The sequence below is a fragment of the Anaeromicropila herbilytica genome, assembly GCF_016591975.1.
Lineage (GTDB): Bacteria > Bacillota > Clostridia > Lachnospirales > Lachnospiraceae > Anaeromicropila > Anaeromicropila herbilytica.
In genome coordinates, this window is record NZ_AP024169.1 from 1,712,839 (window position 1) to 1,732,861 (window position 20,023).

Annotated in this window: 13 protein-coding genes and 2 pseudogenes; 11 read left to right on the top strand and 4 right to left on the bottom strand. The window is 33.0% G+C overall.

Translation table 11 applies throughout. From position 1 onward, the window contains the following. The first annotated feature begins 102 nt into the window (after nucleotides 1–102). The 7 genes from bsdtb5_RS07310 to bsdtb5_RS07340 all read left to right on the top strand — a co-directional run bounded on the left by bsdtb5_RS07310 (nucleotide 103) and on the right by bsdtb5_RS07340 (nucleotide 9,189). Nucleotides 103–804 (top strand): hypothetical protein, encoded by a 702-nt coding sequence (locus bsdtb5_RS07310; RefSeq protein WP_271715377.1) that lies wholly within the window; start codon nucleotides 103–105, stop codon nucleotides 802–804. A gap of 397 nt (nucleotides 805–1,201) precedes the next feature. Beyond that, nucleotides 1,202–3,661 carry a ribonucleoside triphosphate reductase gene (locus tag bsdtb5_RS07315; protein ID WP_271715378.1) on the top strand — a complete coding sequence of 820 codons (2,460 nt, stop codon included), beginning with the start codon at nucleotides 1,202–1,204 and terminating at the stop codon, nucleotides 3,659–3,661. 79 nt (nucleotides 3,662–3,740) lie between these two features. Then, nucleotides 3,741–4,571: a thymidylate synthase gene (thyA, locus tag bsdtb5_RS07320; protein WP_271715379.1), complete on the top strand. Its 831-nt coding sequence runs from the start codon at nucleotides 3,741–3,743 to the stop codon at nucleotides 4,569–4,571. Nucleotides 4,572–4,637: 66 nt separating this feature from the next. After that, nucleotides 4,638–5,132, top strand: a complete 495-nt coding sequence (locus bsdtb5_RS07325; RefSeq protein ID WP_271715380.1) for a dihydrofolate reductase — start codon at nucleotides 4,638–4,640, stop codon at nucleotides 5,130–5,132. Between the two features lie 356 nt (nucleotides 5,133–5,488). Next, nucleotides 5,489–6,799, top strand: a complete 1,311-nt coding sequence (locus bsdtb5_RS07330) for a methyl-accepting chemotaxis protein (RefSeq protein ID WP_271715381.1) — start codon at nucleotides 5,489–5,491, stop codon at nucleotides 6,797–6,799. 276 nt (nucleotides 6,800–7,075) lie between these two features. Further along, complete coding sequence (locus tag bsdtb5_RS07335; RefSeq protein WP_271715382.1) at nucleotides 7,076–8,146, top strand: branched-chain amino acid aminotransferase; 1,071 nt, start codon at nucleotides 7,076–7,078, stop codon at nucleotides 8,144–8,146. 122 nt (nucleotides 8,147–8,268) lie between these two features. Continuing rightward, complete coding sequence (locus bsdtb5_RS07340) at nucleotides 8,269–9,189, top strand: polysaccharide deacetylase family protein (RefSeq protein ID WP_271715383.1); 921 nt, start codon at nucleotides 8,269–8,271, stop codon at nucleotides 9,187–9,189. Nucleotides 9,190–9,352: 163 nt separating this feature from the next. On the opposite strand, the pseudogene bsdtb5_RS07345 reads toward bsdtb5_RS07340, so the two are convergent. Both bsdtb5_RS07345 and bsdtb5_RS07350 read right to left on the bottom strand, forming a co-directional pair. After that, nucleotides 9,353–9,742: pseudogene (locus bsdtb5_RS07345) on the bottom strand (peptidoglycan-binding protein); the annotation flags it as partial. Nucleotides 9,743–9,780: 38 nt separating this feature from the next. Continuing rightward, nucleotides 9,781–11,250 carry a recombinase family protein gene (locus bsdtb5_RS07350; protein WP_271715384.1) on the bottom strand — a complete coding sequence of 490 codons (1,470 nt, stop codon included), beginning with the start codon at nucleotides 11,248–11,250 and terminating at the stop codon, nucleotides 9,781–9,783. Nucleotides 11,251–11,456: 206 nt separating this feature from the next. Between bsdtb5_RS07350 and bsdtb5_RS07355 the strand changes: the two genes are divergently transcribed. Beyond that, complete coding sequence (locus bsdtb5_RS07355; protein WP_271715385.1) at nucleotides 11,457–11,606, top strand: hypothetical protein; 150 nt, start codon at nucleotides 11,457–11,459, stop codon at nucleotides 11,604–11,606. A gap of 65 nt (nucleotides 11,607–11,671) precedes the next feature. On the opposite strand, the gene bsdtb5_RS07360 is transcribed toward bsdtb5_RS07355, so the two are convergent. Further along, nucleotides 11,672–11,821 carry a hypothetical protein gene (locus bsdtb5_RS07360; RefSeq protein ID WP_271715386.1) on the bottom strand — a complete coding sequence of 50 codons (150 nt, stop codon included), beginning with the start codon at nucleotides 11,819–11,821 and terminating at the stop codon, nucleotides 11,672–11,674. Nucleotides 11,822–12,465: 644 nt separating this feature from the next. Then, a pseudogene (locus bsdtb5_RS07365) lies at nucleotides 12,466–13,362 on the bottom strand (carboxypeptidase-like regulatory domain-containing protein); the annotation flags it as partial. A gap of 699 nt (nucleotides 13,363–14,061) precedes the next feature. Between bsdtb5_RS07365 and bsdtb5_RS07370 the strand changes: the two are divergent. The 3 genes from bsdtb5_RS07370 (at nucleotide 14,062) to bsdtb5_RS07380 (ending at nucleotide 19,823) form a co-directional block, all read left to right on the top strand. Continuing rightward, a complete protein-coding gene (locus tag bsdtb5_RS07370; protein WP_271715387.1) occupies nucleotides 14,062–15,135 on the top strand; it encodes a carbamoyl phosphate synthase small subunit in 1,074 nt (357 codons plus the stop codon). Beyond that, nucleotides 15,135–18,332: a carbamoyl-phosphate synthase large subunit gene (gene carB, locus bsdtb5_RS07375; RefSeq protein ID WP_271715388.1), complete on the top strand. Its 3,198-nt coding sequence runs from the start codon at nucleotides 15,135–15,137 to the stop codon at nucleotides 18,330–18,332. Before bsdtb5_RS07370 ends, carB begins: the two co-directional genes overlap by 1 nt. A 171-nt stretch (nucleotides 18,333–18,503) precedes the next feature. Then, nucleotides 18,504–19,823: a nucleotide sugar dehydrogenase gene (locus tag bsdtb5_RS07380; protein WP_271715389.1), complete on the top strand. Its 1,320-nt coding sequence runs from the start codon at nucleotides 18,504–18,506 to the stop codon at nucleotides 19,821–19,823. Nucleotides 19,824–20,023: the final 200 nt, after the last annotated feature.

The window sequence follows — 20,023 nt, forward strand, 5'->3', positions numbered from 1 at the left end:
AAAAAATTGAAATATAATTTTAAAAAATTATTAACTTTAAATGTTTTTATTATTTGTTCTATTATATGTGTAGCATGCAATAAGAATATAGGAGAAAATAAAATGTCAGAAATAAAAGATGATCTGTATATGCCAAGCAAAGAAGAATTAGAGGAGATTTCTCCGCAATCCTATAATTTTGAATTAGCAGAAGAAAAAGGTCTACTTAAAGGAGAAACATTCAGTAAAAAGTATCTTAGAATGCAATCTTTGTATAAGAAAGCACTAGAGCAATATTTAATGAAAAAGATTGATATCAAAAAGTATGATGATGAATTAGCAAATAGTAAACTTCACTTTATCCCAGGTGATAAAGATAAAAGATGTTTTTATCAAGTGTATGATTATATGGGACTTACTTTTTTCTATCTAAGAAATAATATTCATATTGAAAAATTGGATAGTGATGATTTGGAATTATTGAAAAAGTCAGAAGAAAATTATGATTATGCAATTTCAGAAGATTTAATTAAAATGGTTGAAAGAACCTACAAGAATATTATAATGGTATCATTTGAAGGGGATGATGAATTTAATAAATACTATAATGCCATCTATGGAAATACTATTAATGGGGAAAGAATTATACCGAATACAGCACTAGTTTTAGAACTTAATGCACAACCTGAGTTTGATAAGAAAGGTAACTTTGTAGATTGGCCAAAGGAGAAGACAAAAAATGATTATATAGATGATCTAATACTAAGATTAGAACAAGAATATACGGACAAGTTGGGAATACCTGTAGAAGTATTACAGTACTAAGATAATCGTATATATGGAATCTTAAAAGTATAATAAAATTTAGACGAATGAATATAAAAACGAAAGGAATCGTTATATATGAAACATTATTATTCAAGATTTTATAAAAAAATCCAATAAAAAAACAGTATGAATAAATAACATTTAAATACAATATATAGTATATTACTAAAAAAATATAACACAATATAGTACATTGTTCACCTTGACTAAATGAATAAAAGTATGCTAATATTCTAGTTGGGGAAAAGGACAGGGTGTCATATTTTTCGCGTATTAGCGTAAAAGTGGCACCCACACTCATTACCTTTTGCATTGGAATAAAATTACAAATTGTTATGCGATATATTAATAATAACAATTAAGTTATGACAATTAGGAAGGGAGATTTGGCGTAATGATACGTGTAGGTAAAAGAGATGGAGAGATTGCTGAATTCAATCTAAGCAAGATTAGTAATGCAATAGAGAAAGCATTTCAAGCTACAAATATGTTTTTTAATGAGGACATTATTAATTTATTAGCGCTTAGAGTAACAGCAGAATTTCAAGAGAAGATTAAGGGGGATATGATATCAGTTGAGGATATTCAAGATAGTGTAGAATCGGTATTAGAGCAATCTGGATATACAGCTGTAGCAAAATCATATATCCTATATCGTAAGAATAGAGAGAAGATTCGTAACATGAATTCTACTATTCTTGATTACAAAGAAATAGTGAACAGCTATGTAAAAGAAGAAGACTGGAGAGTAAAAGAGAATTCTACAGTAACGTATTCTGTAGGTGGACTTATTCTACATAATTCGGGTTCGATTACGGCAAATTACTGGTTATCTGAGATCTATGATGATGAGATAGCGAGTGCGCATCGAAACGCGGATATACATTTACATGATTTGTCCATGCTCACAGGTTACTGTGCAGGCTGGTCACTAAAGCAATTGATTCAAGAGGGTCTTGGGGGAATTCCTGGTAAGATTACATCTTCACCTGCAAGTCACCTATCAACATTATGTAATCAGATGGTTAATTTTCTTGGAATTATGCAAAATGAATGGGCTGGAGCACAAGCTTTCTCCTCCTTTGACACGTACTTAGCTCCTTTTGTTAAAATTGATCATTTATCATATAGAGAAGTAAAACAATGTATTCAATCCTTTATCTATGGAGTAAATACACCTAGTAGATGGGGAACACAAGCTCCATTTTCGAATATTACACTAGATTGGACAGTTCCAAATGATTTAGCAGAATTACCTTGTATCGTAGGCGGTAAGGAACAAGATTTCAAATATAAAGATTGTAAGAAAGAAATGGATCTAGTAAATAAAGCCTTTATTGAGATTATGATTGAAGGCGATGCGAATGGAAGAGGCTTCCAATATCCAATACCAACCTATTCTATTACCAAAGACTTTGATTGGTCAGATACGGAAAATAATCGTTTATTATTTGAGATGACTGCCAAATATGGAACACCTTATTTCTCAAACTATATCAATAGTGATATGGAACCTAGTGATGTTCGTTCCATGTGCTGTAGATTAAGACTTGATCTTAGAGAACTTCGTAAAAAGACAGGTGGTTTCTTTGGTTCAGGAGAAAGTACTGGAAGCATCGGAGTAGTAACCATTAATATGCCAAGAATTGCTTACTTATCAAAAACAAGAGAAGAGTTTTATTCTAGGTTAGATAAGATGATGGACATTTCTGCTCGTTCTCTTAAAGTAAAGAGAAAAGTAATCGCAAAATTACTAGATGAAGGATTATATCCATATACGAGGAGATACCTAGGTAACTTTGATAATCATTTCTCAACAATTGGTCTAATTGGTATGAACGAAGTTGGTTTAAATGCAGATTGGCTTGGAAATAATCTTACCGATAAGAATACGCAAGACTTTACAGTTGAAGTATTAAATCATATGAGAGAAAGATTATCTGATTATCAAGAATTATATGGTGATCTTTATAATCTAGAAGCTACACCAGCAGAATCTACTACTTATCGTCTAGCAAAGCATGATAAAAAGCAATATCCAAATATAAAAACAGCTGGTAAAGAAGGAGACACACCTTACTATACCAATAGTTCACACCTTCCTGTAGAGTATACAGACGATATATTCGCTGCGTTAGATATTCAGGATAATTTACAGACTTTATATACATCTGGAACCGTATTTCATGCATTCTTAGGTGAGAAGTTACCAGATTGGGAAGCGGCTGCTAAGTTAGTTAAAGCAATTGCGGATAACTATAAATTGCCTTATTATACGTTATCACCTACGTATTCTATCTGCAAGAATCATGGATATTTGGCTGGAGAACAATTCGAATGTCCAATCTGTCATCAAAAAGCTGAAGTATATAGTAGAATTACAGGCTACTATCGACCTGTTCAGAATTGGAATGAAGGTAAGTCACAAGAGTATAAGAATCGTAAGATCTATAGTATGGATAAATGCTCAAATAAAAATATAAAAAATAATGATGATACTAATGTTACAGAGCATTGGAACGCGATAAATACAACAGAAATAGGAAGTACGTCTAATCATAATAAGAATTTTACAATTGAAACAAAAGATGTTACAGAAGGTCAAAAGAATGATGATAAACAAATTTATCTATTTACGACTAAGACATGCCCAAATTGTAAGATTGCAAAAGATTATTTAAGCGAGATTCCTTATACAATTATCGATGCAGAAGAGAATACTGCTTTGGTTAGTAAGTATAAAATAATGCAAGCGCCTACGTTAGTAGTGGTTGATGGTGAAGAAGAATCGAAATATATTAATGCTTCCAATATTAAGAAATTTGCAGAGGAACAATTAATTTCAATTAAATAGTTGAATTATAGTGGACAGATAAGGTAAAATATAATCTAACTGTCCACTTTTTTGTAACACGTTTTGAAAGGAGAAAACCATGAGTTTAGCAGATAACATATTTATCGATATGTGCAATGATATTTTACAAAATGGTGTTAGTACCGAAGGAGAGAAAGTTCGTCCAAAATGGGAGGATGGAACTTTTGCATATACTATTAAAAAATTTGGTGTAGTAAATCGTTATGATTTATCTAAGGAATTTCCAGCAATCACACTTAGAAGAACAGGATTTAAAAGCTGTATCGATGAAATATTATGGATCTGGCAAAAAAAATCAAATAATATTAATGATCTTAACAGTCATATCTGGGATAGTTGGGCGGATGAGAATGGGTCAATTGGAAAAGCATATGGCTATCAGTTAGGTGTGAAGCATAAATATAAAGAAGGCGAAATGGATCAAGTTGATCGTGTAATCTATGATTTGAAGAATAATCCTTACAGCCGTAGAATTATGACAAATATCTATGTACATGAAGATTTGCATGAAATGAATCTCTATCCATGTGCTTATAGCATGACTTTTAATGTCACTGGTAACAAGTTGAATGCAATCTTAAATCAACGTTCACAGGATGTCTTGGCTGCGAACAACTGGAATGTATGTCAATATGCTGTATTAGTTCATATGTTAGCTCAGGTGTGCGGTTATGAGGTGGGTGAGCTAGTTCACGTGATTGCAGATGCGCATATCTATGATCGTCACATTCCAATCATCAAAGAATTAATCACGAGAAAGACTTATGATGCACCAACTTTTTGGATGAATCCTGAGATTAAAGACTTTTATCAGTTTACAGTAGATGATTTCCGTTTGGATAATTATGTTACAGGGGAAAAGATAACCAATATACCAATAGCAGTATAAGGTTATTTCTTAATTTGATTTATTCGATAATAGATCAATTAAAAATGGAAAGGCATGGATAGGAAGATGAATTTAATTGTAGCAGTAGATAAAAATTGGGCCATTGGCTTAGATAATAAATTACTAATCAGCATACCAGCAGACATGAGATTTTTTCGTGACGAAACGACTGGTAAAGTAGTCATCATGGGTAGAAAGACTCTGGAATCATTTCCTGGTGGTCAGCCACTAAAAAATAGAACGAATATTGTGATTTCTCGTGACAAGGATTATAGTGTTAAGGGTGCGATAGTAGTTCGTAGTGTAGAAGAAGCTCTAAAAGAGTGTGAAAAATACAATACAGAAGACATATATGTGATAGGTGGTTCTTCCGTATATGAGCAAATGCTACCATATTGTAATGTTGCTCATGTTACTAAAATTGATTTTTCATATCAAGCTGATACCTATTTTCCAAATCTTGATGAAAAAGAAGAATGGAAGATTACTGAGGAGTCAGAAGAACAGACATATTATGATTTAGAGTATGCATTTTATAAATATGAGAGAGCGAATAATTAGAATATAATATATATAACAAAAAGCATTGTAATGTGAAGCGAATGTATTCATTTTATAATGCTTTTTTCTTTTCTCAACTAATATTTTGAATACCCCCGCGTTTATTTACTAATTATTCCGACAATAGATCGTCTATATATTGTCATAATTTAATCTAGCAGCAGTCTATTTCAAGATAGAAAATTGGGAATAAAACTTACAAAATATGACTAAATATTAAAGAAAATGTGATAATATTACATAAATTTATTGAGAAATTACTAATATGTGGTATAATTCATTTGTGTGTAGGAGTATTTTTGTTAGCAGATACATGTAAACAATAAGATTTATTAATTAATGAGCGGAGGAAGTATATGCAGAATCAGAAACAGAAAAAGAGCAGGTTATCAGGAAATACAGTTGCTGCTTATTTGCACAGAGCATTTACCATTGTAGGATTCATTATAGGACCTGTTGTGGTAATTGCCTCGATTTTTACAATTATTTTAAGTTACTTAATGTTCCAAGAAGGAAAGAATCTACTAGGAATTGTGGGGGTAATCGTTACTGTACTTCTTATTATATTCGTTGTCGTTATTGACTTAATTCTTTACAGAGTAGCAAATAAAGTAACTAGTAAGATTATGATACCAATTGAAGAGCTAGAGCAGTCTATGAATCAATTAGCAGTTGGTAATCTTGAGACACAGATTCTATATAGTGAAGAAGATGAGTTTGGTAAAGTAGCAAATGATACTAGAAAAACGATATATGAACTTAAAAAATACATACAAAATATAACAGATATTCTAAAAGATTTAACCAACAAAAATATGACTGCTACAGTAGATATTGAGTATCTAGGCGATTTTAAACCAATCAAAGAATCTCTTGAGAATATTACTAGCACATTCAATGACATGTTAATAAATATGAAGAAATCTTTTGTTAATATTAACGAAGGATCTGAGAATTTAGCAATGACTGCGCAGTCTCTAGCAAGTGGCGCAGCTAATCAGCAAAAAGAAGTGAAAGAGCTAGTAGATAATATAAATGAAGTTTCAGAAAATGTAAGTACGAATGCAAATAACGCGAATCATGTTGCGGACATTTCGATGTATTCTCTAAATCAATTTGAAGCTGGTAATCAAAAAATGCAACAGTTATTAAAAGCAATGGAATCAATTCGAGTGCAATCGGATGAAATATCTAAAATTATTCAAGTAATCGATGGTATCGCACAACAGACGAATCTATTATCATTAAATGCCTCCATTGAAGCTGCAAGAGCAGGGGAACAAGGAAAAGGTTTTGCAGTTGTTGCTTCTGAGATTGGTAAATTAGCAGGGGAATGTGGCGCTGCTGCTCAGACTACTACAAATCTTATTACCAATAGCATTCAATCAGTCAAAGAAGGTTCAGCAATAGCAGAAGAAACAGCTGAATTATTAATTGGCGTTGTTGATTCTTCGAAAGAATCAACAGAATTAGTAAAAGAAATATCTAAGGCATGTAAAGAACAAGACGTTGCTATAAAGAAAGTATTAAACAGTGTTCAGAATATTGAAAATGTAGTAGAATTAAATTCCTCAGCTGCAGAGGAAAGTAGCGCACTAAGTGAAGAATTATTGGCTTCTGTTGAGGTTATTATGAGCCAAATCGGTCAATATCAACTTGAGGAGTAGCTACTGCAATGTATTTGAATTAAGATTGGATTAGAGGGTCAAGAGTCTTTCATAACTTAAATTGTGTATATTGCTGTATAATTATTAATTTTGGCGTAGTCCGGCTGAAAGTAGCCAAAATTCATAAATATACAGAAATATACACTCGATAAGCTAGTGTAAGACTATTAATCCTCTAATCTATTTTTGTAAGGAAAAAGAAAGAATAACTTGAAAAATGATTTCTGAAAGACTAATATATATGTTAAGTCATGAAAAGAAGAGAGGATGAATAAGATGTTAAACATTAGAATTGAAAAAACACAGGCACCAAAAGAGTTACCAACGAAAGAAAATCCGTTGAAATTTGGTACAATATTTACGGATCACATGTTTATCATGAATTATGAAACAGGCAAGGGATGGCATGATGCAAGAATTGTACCATATCAACCAATTGCTCTTGAACCATCTGCAATGGTATTTCATTATGGTCAAGAAATGTTTGAAGGTTTAAAAGCATATAGAGCAGATGATGGAAGAACATTATTATTCCGTCCTAATAAAAATGCAGAAAGAACCAATCGTACCAATCGTAGAATCTGTATCCCAGAAATAGATGAAAATGATTATATTGATGCAATCAAAGCATTAGTAAAAGTTGATGAAGCATGGGTACCTACAAAGCCAGGAACTTCCCTTTATATCAGACCTTTTATCATTGCGACTGATCCATTCTTAGGAGTTCGCCCATCGGATACTTATATGTTCATGATTATCTTATCTCCAGTAGGAGCTTATTATCCAGAAGGTCTTAATCCAGTAAAGATCTGGATTGAAGATGATTATGTACGTGCAGTTAAGGGCGGAATTGGAGAAGCAAAGACTGGTGGTAATTATGTTGCATCCCTAAAATCACAAGTAAAAGCTCATGATGCTGGTTATTCTCAAGTACTATGGTTAGATGGTGTTCATCGTAAATATATTGAAGAAGTAGGAGCAATGAATATCTTCTTTAAAATTAATGGTACGGTAGTAACTCCAATGTTAAATGGTAGTATCTTACCAGGTGTTACTAGAGATTCTGTTATTCAATTATGTAAGAATTGGGGAATACCTGTTGAAGAGAAGAGAATATCTATCGATGAGATCTTTGAAGCTTATCAAAATGGAACTTTGGAAGAAGTATTTGGAACAGGTACGGCAGCTGTTATCTCACCGGTTGGTGAACTAAGATGGGAAGACCATATCATGCCAGTTAAGACAGGTGAGATTGGTGAACTTAGTCAAAAGTTATATGATACCATTACAGGAATTCAATTAGGCAAATTAGAAGATAATAATAAATGGACAGTTGAAGTTAAGTAATAGCGTTTTTAAATTGCAAAAAGCAGTATAGAATACATGGTATAAGGCATAAGTATATAATAATATTTGAAATAAGTGAAGATAGGAAGAATAATTCACTGTCATTAGAAAGGAATATTATTATGAAATACAAGTCTCTTTTTAATGTAATTTTTATTGCTTTTGCATTGTTGGTAATTGGCGCGAGCTATCGACATAATGAAATGGTTCAAAGTAATGAGAAAGAAAAGCTAGATCAATTAGCATCTAATGAAAATGCTGAAATAGTTACAGCAATGAATAACAATACGAATGAAGAATCAGGGATAGGTATTATTCCTGGTTCTTCTAATTCTCTAGAGAATAATACAGATAACATGCCTGAATATGCTAAGAAATATCCAGATATGTATGTAACATCAGCCATTGCAGATAATCTTGAAGATGGTAAGAAGATCGCTTACCTTACATTTGATGATGGACCAAGTTATGTTACAAAAGAAATATTGGATACCTTAGATCAGAATGATATTAAGGCAACTTTTTTTATCCTAGGAAGTACAATGACAGAAGAGGGAGAGGAATATTTGAAAAGAATGGTAGAGGAAGGCCATGCTGTTGGAATACATACTTTTTCTCATAGAAATAATATCTATGATTCTGTAGATTCTTATTTGGATGATTTTTATAAGGCGTTCGAACAAATATATGATATCACAGGCGTAAAACCTACCATTTTTCGATTCCCTTACGGCAGTATAAATAGTTACAATAAAAAAATTAAATATGAATTGATATCGGAAATGGAGAGAAGAGGATTTACATATTATGATTGGAACGTATGTGCCAATGATTCAATTGGTAATCCAACTGAGCATTCTATTCTTTCTAATGTACTAAAAGGACTTAAAAAATACTGTAAACCAGTAATATTACTGCATGATGCTTCTATAAATGAAAAGACAGCCAAGATCTTGCCTAGAATTATTGATAAAATAAAGGAAGCTGGTTTTGAGTTTGATACAGTAGATAAACGAACTCCTTGTCAGTTTTTTTATAAATAGGTATATCGTTTAGAACTATAATGTAGATATCATAAAGTGATGGGAAAGTTAAAAAATAAAAGATAGATAAGATGATTAATGAAAAGAAAAAGATATGGCATAGCATAATCAATGTCATATCTTTTTCTTTTTAATTGAATTGATGTTGTATGGAGCTATGGAATTATACTAATTCACCAATACGGCTAACACCAACATAGACTTCAGAGATTTTAAACCAAGTAGGATAGTCAACTATTCCAGTGGCAGGAAGTTTAAATATCTGTTGGAATTGTTTAACCGCTTCGGCTGTTTTTGGTCCGAACTTACCATCTGCAGCTACTTTAGGAATAAGAGTGTAGGTTCCTGCAATCGTATTCAATTGGTTTTGCATTTGTCGGACTTTATCACCAGAAGAACCTATTGTAAGATTAAATCCAGGCCAGGAAGAAGGGACGCCGGATACTTCATTTGCGGTGTTAATATACATATTACTTCCATAGAAATAACGTAAGATCTCGATTGGAGTATATCCTTTTGCGCCTAAGTCTTTCGAGCCCCATTGGGTCAACCAAATGGCTACAACATATGCAATAGGAGAGCTTTATAATATTAGGAGTAAAAATAATAATAGCTAAGATTATCATTCTCTTTATCATAAACTATTTTATCAAAAATAGATTTAATAGCTAGATTCTTTTGAGTCATAGAAACAGTATCACTAGTGAGTATATCGTAGACATTTTTTACTTTTTGATTCAGAGATTCATTATTATTGGCTGTAGTGTTTTGTGATTGGATTTGCATGAGATGAGATTCTATCGTATCTTTTTGATTTGCTAAGAAGGTCTTATTAACTAGATATTCTTCAATTGTATCAATACCGTTTATATAAGCTTCTCGAATCCTATCTTCTTTCTGAATAGTCTTATGTAATTGCATCTCCAAGTTAGCAATCTCATCAAGAGTGGTTCTTGAGGGAGTACAAACAAATTCATCATCTTCCTTTTGCAAGAAGTCTTCTAATTCTCTTAACAAAGCGGTAACTACTTTGGATTCACTAATCTGATGAGAGACAAGACATTTACCTTTACTATAACCATAACATTGAAAGTTCTTATATAATTTATGATAACGTTTGTCATATCTATTCGATACAACTAAAGTTCTACCACAGTTTGAGCATTTTAAAATACCACTGAGCCAATGTTTTTGACTTTCTATCGGTCTTGCTCCCTTGAATGTCATTTCTTGTTCTAGACGTTCATTGGCAGCGCGAAATGTACTTTCATCTATTATAGACTCATATTGTCCTTTTTCGATTATCCATTCAGAATTATCTTTTACTGTATTTGTAGCGTTATGTGTTCTGTTCCAACGCACCATTCCTATATACGTTGGGTTTTGAAGTATGTATTGAATTGAGCGTTTCTCAAATGATTTATTATTAGAGGTCTTCAAATTAAAAGAATTAAGATACTTACATATCTCATAAATTGTTTTATTCTCATTAACGTATAGCGAGTATATCTTTTTGATAATCTTGGCTTCTTCTGGAACGATGGTTGGAAGAGCACCTTTGTGTTCTATCTTATAGCCTAGAGGAGGCCTGGCTTGGTAGCCACCTCGTAATGCCTTCTCAGTCATTCCTTTTGTTACTTCTTCAGCTAAGTTTAAGGAATAATATTCTGCCATGGCTTCGAGCATTGCTTCAAGGATTACTGCGAATTTGTCATCCTCTATCTGTTCCGTAATACTTATGACTTGAATACCGCATTCTTTTCGCAATAGAGATTTGTATACAATACTATCCTCTCTGGAACGAGAAAAGCGATCGAATTTATGAACTAATATCACATCAAAGAGCCTGGGCTTTATTTTTGCAGTAGCAATCATTTGCATAAAAGCCGGTCGCTTTTCTGCTTTTCGTCCGCTGATCCCTTCATCTATGAAGATATTCTGTTTGGGTATTAGAATATCATTGCGTTTGGCATATTCTAATATGAGACGTTTTTGGGCATCAGGCGAGAGCTCTGTTTGGTCTATAGTAGAGACACGAATGTATGCGGCTCCAGTTTGCATATTATCAGCTCCTTTTGATTAGAGTTTTTATAAGCCTTATTTTTGTTTATTGAGTGTATATTGCTGTACAATTAAGGATAAGAAAGGCTTTTGATACTTTGTTATATAGTATTTAAATCGTTAGATAATAATTCCTGCTTATGAATTAAGTACAAACAGTAATTCATAAAATAAAAGAATTGATAGTTAAAAGGTGTGGTTCAATTATGAAAAATAATCTAACTAATACAAGATATATAAGAATAAATGGTAAGTATATGCTATGGGATTCCATAAGTGAAGAGCAAAAGAAGAGTATTCCAAAAGATCTAAATGAAAAGGCTATGAAAAGATTAGGATATAAACCAAAGGAATAAAAAGGAGAGTCTATGAGGAATATTTCCAGGTGATTCCCGTTACAGTAAAAGAGAAGCAGGGGGTATTACCCTTCTGCTTCCGATACGATTTCTTCAAGAACATTAATAAGATCTTGTAATGAGTTCAATCGAACATCTCTTTCAAGAATAGAATTTTGAAGTCCAGTAGATAATGTCTCGAACTTCTCTTTTATTGCTGGTGCCACATAAGACATATTAGTTCACTCCTTTCATGAGGAGTAGTATCTGTAAAAAAATACAGAATATTCATAAAGTTAAAATGAAAAACGCCGATAAGCAAATGCTTACCGGCTTTTTATCAAAACTCTTACGAATAATATTATATATAATAAAGTGCGACATACTTTACTTATAAATTATATACGATTCACTAATATATTGTGTGGCAAAAGTATTAAAGAATTATAAAATTATATGGTTAAATATGGTACTAATTAATACGCATTATTTGCAATGAGTGTTAAATGCAATTATTATAGTTAAACTTCGCAGTCAATACGTATATTATACTTGATAAATTCAGTCAATAAAGTATATTAATTACCATGGTTCAAACTGTTACATTATCGTGACTTTGACGAATTTGTGAAGTTACTTATGTTATATCCCTTTGACTTTGATATAAAAAGTTCACTGTTTGACGAACGAAGTGAGGAGTTTGAACTTTTTATATCTGTTTTTTGTCAAAGGGATAAAACATTAGTAACTTCCAAATGAGGAAATGGAACGTAAGATGTAACAGTTTGAACCATGGTAATTTAGATAACCTACCTCTGAATTTATCAAGTATTCAATAACCTTAATACTGCGAAGTAGCAATTTACTACATATGCATCCTCCATTTGGTCATCCAATTAGGACACTGCACTCTATTGCCATCACAATACTGAGTAAGAATTGGTTGTTTGACATTTGGCCTTGATAAATAGCTTGTAAAAATCGTATCAACTGTTACTGAAATATTTTCAAATATATTCCTATTTGGTATCCATTTATGATCAAAGGCAGTGGAAGAAGTTATTGTAAAGTTATAACCTTTGTTACGATACCATTCAGTAAACACACGATTTAAAGTAAATGACATAATAGCGTAAATATTAGCCTCTATGGTTGATTGAGGCCATGTAGAGTATATTTCACTAGAAGCAACGTTTTTAATATAATCTTTATATTTAACATAATAATTTTGAGCTGTTTTATCGGTTGGTGGTCCATCATGCACAATTACATATTCAGGAACAACTACTTTATCAAGAACAATTTCGCCAGTGTCTTTTGGAGGTTTTATTTCTGCTTCTGCAATCTTTGGAGGGTAATCACCGAACAAGGTGTGTGGTCCTATGACATAGGAGCCTGGTTCTGCTTTATCCGATAAAGGTATTAAACTAGCATTTTGTAAAGCAATTTGCCCTGCTAATATTTCAATTCCATTTATCGTAATAGGTTCAAAATCAGGCGCACTGATTTCAACATCATATTCCGAGTATGGTTGTTCTGTGGAAGGGGCAAGACTGTACTCAACAGGAGGAGCTTTTAGATCAATGATATCTGTTTGACCAACGGAATTTGTTTTTAGTTCTTCAAGAACCTTTGAAGGATCACTTGGACTAGAAAGCTTGATTGTAGCATTTTCAATAGGACGCATACCATTTTTGGAGACAACTTGAACTTGTAAGTTACCTGTTGATTCATTTTGCATAGCCTTTAATTGGTTTGTATAGACTCTAGGTTTCATTTATTCACCTCGTTGCAATATTCATTACTAGTAGAATATGAAAAAAAATGAAAAATGTGATTCATGTTTGATAATGCAGATTCGTGGTATACTATACTAAAGAAATTCTTTTGAAACAAATGTATATTTATGAATGGAAAAAAATGAAAAAAATCAGAAAAAACAAAATAAATTAAAAAATAAAAATGAATTATTAGATATATTCTTTGAAAATGCGGGTTTTATTTAGATGCTATACAAAAGATTTTTTAAAAAACTATTAAAATAGGGATGAATAAATATACAAAAAGGTATTTGTTCTTCTTGGGTTTCATATATTTTAAAGAAAATATAGAAAAAATAAAGAAAATTACTTTTAGGTATTGTAATCGTGTAAAATGTATGATATAATTCTAACAATTTGAGGAAAAGTAGCGATTACCAATCAAAGAGCTCTCTCTTTTATTCGGTATGTACTATTTTTTTTTGAGAATTTTTAGGAAAAATGGGCTTTTTTGTAGACCACAAAAATATTGATATGTATAATTATTAATTTTCCTAATCTCATTCATTCAATATTCTAATCTATAAAAAGTATAAAAAAACTTGCATTTTTAAAATATCAGTGACGTAATTTTTTATGTCATGCATATTTTTTTTAAAGTTTTTTGGCAAAAATTGTTTTTTACGCAAAAAAAAGAAAGGAAATAGGTGCAATTTATGAAAGCTTTTCTAATACTTGAAGATGGTAATGTGCTAACAGGAACTAGTATTGGTTCTACGAAGGAAGTTATTAGTGAAATCGTATTTAATACATCAATGACTGGTTATCTGGAGGTACTAACAGATCCTTCTTATGCGGGGCAAGCGGTAGTTATGACATATCCACTGATTGGTAATTATGGTATATGTTATGAAGATATGGAATCATTAAAAGCGTGGCCAGATGGTTTTATCGTAAGAGAGATATCAAGAAGACCAAATAACTTTAGAAGCGAAGATAGCATTGAAAATTTCCTTAAAGTGAATGACATTCCAGGTATTGCTGGAATTGATACAAGGGCGTTAACAAAGATTTTAAGAGAAAAAGGCACAATGAATGGTATGATTACGACCAATGAGAATTTTGTGCTTGACGAAGTATTAGAAAAACTAAAGGGATATACGACAGCTGGTGTCGTGAAAAAAGTTACATGTGATGAAAGAAAAGTATTCCCTGGTAATGGATTTAAAGTCGCACTTATGGACTTTGGTTCGAAAAATAATATCGTACGTTCTCTACAGCAAAGAGGCTGTGAAGTCACTGTCTATCCTGCATTTACTAGTGCAGATGAAATTATCAAATCAAATCCTGATGGAATCATGCTTTCCAATGGACCTGGAGATCCAGAAGAATGTGTTAGTATCATTCAAGAGATCAAAAAGCTTATCGATTCCAATATTCCAATATTCGCAATCTGTTTAGGTCATCAGCTTGTGGCGTTAGCCAATGGAGCAAAGACTCATAAAATGAAATATGGTCATAGAGGTGCTAATCACCCAGTGAAAGATCTGTCAACGGGAAGAGTCTATATATCTTCACAAAACCACGGTTATGTAGTAGATGGAGATACACTATCAGACGATGTTGCAGAGGTAAGCTTTGTTAATGTAAATGATAAAACAGTTGAAGGCGTATCTTATAAAGGTAAAAATGTATTTACAGTACAATTTCATCCAGAAGCATGCGCAGGACCACAGGATTCAAACTTCTTATTTGATCGATTCATTCACATGATGGAGGGTACAAAATAATGCCAAAAAATAATAGTATTAAAAAAGTATTAGTTGTCGGATCAGGACCTATCGTAATCGGACAGGCGGCAGAGTTTGACTATGCTGGAACTCAAGCCTGCCGTTCCCTAAAGGAAGAAGGAATTGAAGTAGTATTAATTAATTCTAATCCTGCAACGATTATGACAGATAAAAATATAGCAGATAAAGTATATATAGAGCCATTAACCCCAGATGTAGTAAAACAATTAATTCTGAAAGAAAGACCAGATAGCGTTCTTCCAACCCTTGGAGGGCAAGCAGCACTTAATATTGCGATGGAATTAGATGAATCTGGTTTCTTAAAAGAAAATAATGTAAATCTCATTGGAACTACATCATTGACAATAAAAAAAGCGGAAGACCGTCAAGAATTTAAATCTACGATGGAGAAGATAGGAGAACCTGTTGCAGCAAGTGAGGTTGTTACAACAGTAGAGCATGCCATCGAATTTACCAATTCAATAGGATATCCAGTTGTTGTTAGACCTGCATATACATTAGGTGGTAGTGGCGGTGGAATCGCAGATAACGAAGAAGAATTAATTGACATCTGTTCTAACGGATTAAGACTTAGTCGAGTAGGCCAATGTCTGATTGAACGTTGTATCGCTGGATGGAAAGAAATCGAATATGAAGTAATGCGCGATAGTGCAGGTAATTGCATCACAGTATGTAACATGGAGAATATCGATCCAGTTGGTGTACATACTGGAGATAGTATTGTAGTTGCACCATCACAGACATTATCAGATAAAGAATATCAGATGTTACGTACCTCAGCACTAAATATTATTACAGAATTAAATATTACAGGTGGTTGTAACGTACAATATGCACTTCACCCTGAAAGTTTTGAATACTGTGTTATAGAGGTAAACCCTAGAGTATCAAGATCTTCTGCCCTGGCTTCCAAAGCAACTGGTTATCCAATTGCGAAAGTTGCAGCTAAGATTGCCTTAGGTTATACTCTTGATGAGATCAAGAATGCTATTACAGGTAAGACTTATGCAAGCTTTGAACCAGCGCTTGACTATGTTGTAGTAAAGCTTCCAAGATTACCATTTGATAAATTTATAAACGCAAAGAGAACGCTTACGACTCAGATGAAAGCAACAGGAGAAGTCATGAGTATCTGCACTAATTTTGAAGGTGCATTAATGAAAGCTTTACGTTCTCTAGAACAAAATATAGATAGCTTAGAGTACGGTAATTATGATCAATATACTATCGAAGAGATTCTAAAGCAATTACACGTTGTTGATGATCGAAGAATCTATGTAATTGCTGAGGCAATACGTAAAGGAATCTCATATGAAGAAATCAATGCAATTACAAAATTCGATATCTGGTTTATCGATAAAATAGCAATCCTTGTTGAGATGGAACAAGCGTTGAAGACAACATCATTAACAGTGGATTTACTAAAAGAAGCAAAACGTCTAGAATTTCCAGATAAAGTAATTGCTAGATTTACAGGTAAAAAAGAAGAAGAAATCAAAGCAATGCGTAAGGAAAATGGAATTGTAGCAGCATTTAAGATTGTAGATACTTGTGCAGCTGAGTTCGAAGCTACGACTCCTTACTATTATGGATGCTTTGGTAGTGAGAATGAAGTTGAGTTATCAAGTGACAAGAAAAAGGTTATGGTTCTTGGTTCTGGTCCAATTCGTATCGGGCAAGGAATCGAATTCGATTACTGTTCCGTACATAGTGTATGGGCGTTAAGAGAAAGTGGCTATGAAACTATTATTGTAAATAATAACCCAGAGACAGTAAGTACTGACTTTGATATCGCAGATAAATTATATTTTGAACCATTAACGCCAGAAGATGTTGAAAATATCGTTAATCTAGAAAAACCAGATGGTGCAGTGGTACAATTCGGTGGTCAGACAGCAATTAAATTAACAGAAGCTTTAATCAAGATGGGAGTTCCAATCTTAGGAACAAGTGCTGAGAATGTAGATGCTGCAGAAGACCGAGAGTTATTCGATGAAATATTAGAAGAATGTTGCATACCAAGACCAGCGGGTAAAACAGTATATACAGAAGAAGAAGCAATTGAAGCTGCCAATGAATTAGGATACCCAGTGCTAGTAAGACCTTCCTATGTTCTTGGGGGTCAAGGAATGCAGATAGCAATATCGGATGAAGATGTAAAAGAATTTATGGCAATCATTAATCGTACGGTTCAAGAACATCCAATCTTAGTTGATAAATACCTAATGGGTAAAGAAGTAGAAGTAGATGCAGTATGTGATGGCGAGGACATCTTAATTCCAGGTATCATGGAACATGTAGAAAGAGCAGGTATTCACTCTGGAGATAGTATATCAGTCTATCCAACACAGAATATCTCAGATCGCACCAAAATTGTAATTGAAGAATATACAAGAAAGCTTGCTAAATCACTTCATGTTATCGGTTTAATCAACATTCAATTTATCGTATATGAAGATGAAGTATATGTAATAGAAGTAAATCCACGTTCCAGTCGTACCGTACCATATATCAGTAAAGTTACTGGTATTCCAATTGTTGACCTAGCATCAAAGGTAATCTTAGGAGCGAAGATCAAGGATCTTGGATATACACCAGGACTTCAAAAAGAAGCAGATTATGTAGCAGTGAAGATGCCTGTATTCTCATTTGAGAAACTTCGTGGAGCTGATATCAGCCTTGGACCAGAGATGAAATCAACAGGAGAATGTCTAGGAATCGCGAAGACATTTAATGAAGCATTATACAAAGCTTTCTTAGGAGCTGGAATCAACCTACCAAAGCATAAGAAGATGATTATGACAGTAAAAGATTCTGCAAAGATTGAAGCAATTAGCGTAGGAAAACGTTTTAAAGAGTTAGGGTATACGATATATGCAACGAAGAGTACTGCAAGAGTATTGAATGAAAATGGTGTGGAGGCAATTCGCATCAACAAGATTGAGCAAGAATCACCAACATTAATGGATCTAATCTTAGGCCATGATATTGACTTAGTGATTGATATTCCATCACAAGGTCTTGACCGTTCCAACGATGGATTCTTAATCAGACGTTTATCAATTGAAACAGGTGTAACTTGTCTTACTTCCATCGATACTGCAAATGCTCTATTAACAAGTTTAGAGATATCTTATGCTGGAAACATGACTTTAATCAATATTGCTGAGATATAAAATTATATAGTTTTCAAAATTAATTCATGAAAAAGGATGCCGTAAATAGACTTTATGGCATCCTTTTTTTGTACTTAATTTCATAATTTTATTGAAATCTGAAAAAGCTATATATAAATAAAAATAAATAAGGAAGAAAAAAAGCTAACAAGTAATTAAAGGAGATTCACTATGTATTTATTTGAATCAATAAAAAAGAAAGATGAGAAACTAGCAGTTGTTGGACTCGGGTATGTGGGGTTGCCAATTGCGATAGCATTTGCAAAAAAAATAACAACTATTGGTTTTGATATTAATCGTAATAAAATAGAAGAGTATCGAAGTGGAATTGATCCTACCAATGAAATAGGTGAAGAGGAAATCAGAAATACTACATTAGAATTTACATGCGAAGAAGAGCGATTAAGAGAAGCAAAATTTATTATTGTAGCTGTTCCAACTCCGGTAAATGTTGATAAAACACCTGATTTAACACCAGTTACCAATGCCTGTGAGATAGTTGGACGTAACCTTGATAAGGGGAGCGTTATTGTGTTCGAATCAACAGTATATCCCGGAGTTACAGAAGAAGTATGTATCCCCATCTTAGAGAAGATGTCAGGACTTTTATGTGGAAGAGATTTTAGCGTTGGCTATTCACCAGAGAGAATTAATCCTGGAGATAAAGTTCATAGGTTACAGAATATAGTGAAAATTGTATCTGGAATTGATGATGAGACAAGAGAAGAAATTGCAAAAATATATGAACTAGTAATTGAGGCGGGTGTTCATAGAGCTGGAAGTATTAAGGTAGCTGAGGCTGCAAAACTTGTGGAAAATGCACAACGCGATATCAATATCGCCTTTATGAATGAACTCTCGATGGTATTTGAAAAGATGGAGATTAGCACAATAGAAGTACTTGATGCGATGAATACAAAATGGAATGCCCTTGGATTTACACCAGGTCTCGTTGGTGGACATTGTATAGGGGTAGATCCTTATTATTTTATCTATAAGGCAGAGCAGTTAGGATATCACTCACAGATTATATTATCAGGAAGAAAAATCAATGATGATATGGGAACTTTCATAGCAGATATTGCTATTAAGCAATTAATTCGGGCAAATAAAATGGTAAAGAGTGCAAATGTCTTTGTTATGGGAATTACTTTCAAAGAAAATTGTCCTGATATTCGTAATTCCAAAGTATATGATATTATTCGTAGGTTTCGAGAATACGAAGTAGAAGTGAAAATTGTTGATCCCGTGGCAGATAAAGATGAAGTAAAAAAAGTATATGGAATAGAACCACTTTCCATAAAGGAAGTAAAGGATGCTGACGCGGTAATATTTGCAGTGGCTCATAATGAATTCAAACAATTAAGCAATGAGGAACTCCGTGCAATGTTCCTTGAGCTACCTTCTAAGGAAAAAGTAATTATTGATGTGAAAAGCATACTTAATAAGGAAGAAATAATGGAAGAGGGGTATTCTTACTGGAGTCTATAATATGATTTGCTCGACAAATGACCTGTTTAGGAAGTAGTCTAGGCAATTTGCACAAAACAGAAAAACTCATGTTTCATTGAGTATGTATAAGAAATTCTAGTTCTCAGATCATTTTGTGTAAAACATATGCTAGGACAGATAACTCGCTTTGCTCAAACAGATCTGTCCTAGCATATAACACGAAATGATCCGAGAACAAG

Coding starts and splice junctions, on each gene's coding strand:
- bsdtb5_RS07310 (WP_271715377.1), top strand. CDS start 103: ATGTCAGAAATAAAAGATGATCTGTATATGCCAAGCAAAGAAGAATTA.
- bsdtb5_RS07315 (WP_271715378.1), top strand. CDS start 1,202: ATGATACGTGTAGGTAAAAGAGATGGAGAGATTGCTGAATTCAATCTA.
- thyA (WP_271715379.1), top strand. CDS start 3,741: ATGAGTTTAGCAGATAACATATTTATCGATATGTGCAATGATATTTTA.
- bsdtb5_RS07325 (WP_271715380.1), top strand. CDS start 4,638: ATGAATTTAATTGTAGCAGTAGATAAAAATTGGGCCATTGGCTTAGAT.
- bsdtb5_RS07330 (WP_271715381.1), top strand. CDS start 5,489: ATGCAGAATCAGAAACAGAAAAAGAGCAGGTTATCAGGAAATACAGTT.
- bsdtb5_RS07335 (WP_271715382.1), top strand. CDS start 7,076: ATGTTAAACATTAGAATTGAAAAAACACAGGCACCAAAAGAGTTACCA.
- bsdtb5_RS07340 (WP_271715383.1), top strand. CDS start 8,269: ATGAAATACAAGTCTCTTTTTAATGTAATTTTTATTGCTTTTGCATTG.
- bsdtb5_RS07350 (WP_271715384.1), bottom strand. CDS start 11,250: ATGCAAACTGGAGCCGCATACATTCGTGTCTCTACTATAGACCAAACA.
- bsdtb5_RS07355 (WP_271715385.1), top strand. CDS start 11,457: ATGAAAAATAATCTAACTAATACAAGATATATAAGAATAAATGGTAAG.
- bsdtb5_RS07360 (WP_271715386.1), bottom strand. CDS start 11,821: ATGTCTTATGTGGCACCAGCAATAAAAGAGAAGTTCGAGACATTATCT.
- bsdtb5_RS07370 (WP_271715387.1), top strand. CDS start 14,062: ATGAAAGCTTTTCTAATACTTGAAGATGGTAATGTGCTAACAGGAACT.
- carB (WP_271715388.1), top strand. CDS start 15,135: ATGCCAAAAAATAATAGTATTAAAAAAGTATTAGTTGTCGGATCAGGA.
- bsdtb5_RS07380 (WP_271715389.1), top strand. CDS start 18,504: ATGTATTTATTTGAATCAATAAAAAAGAAAGATGAGAAACTAGCAGTT.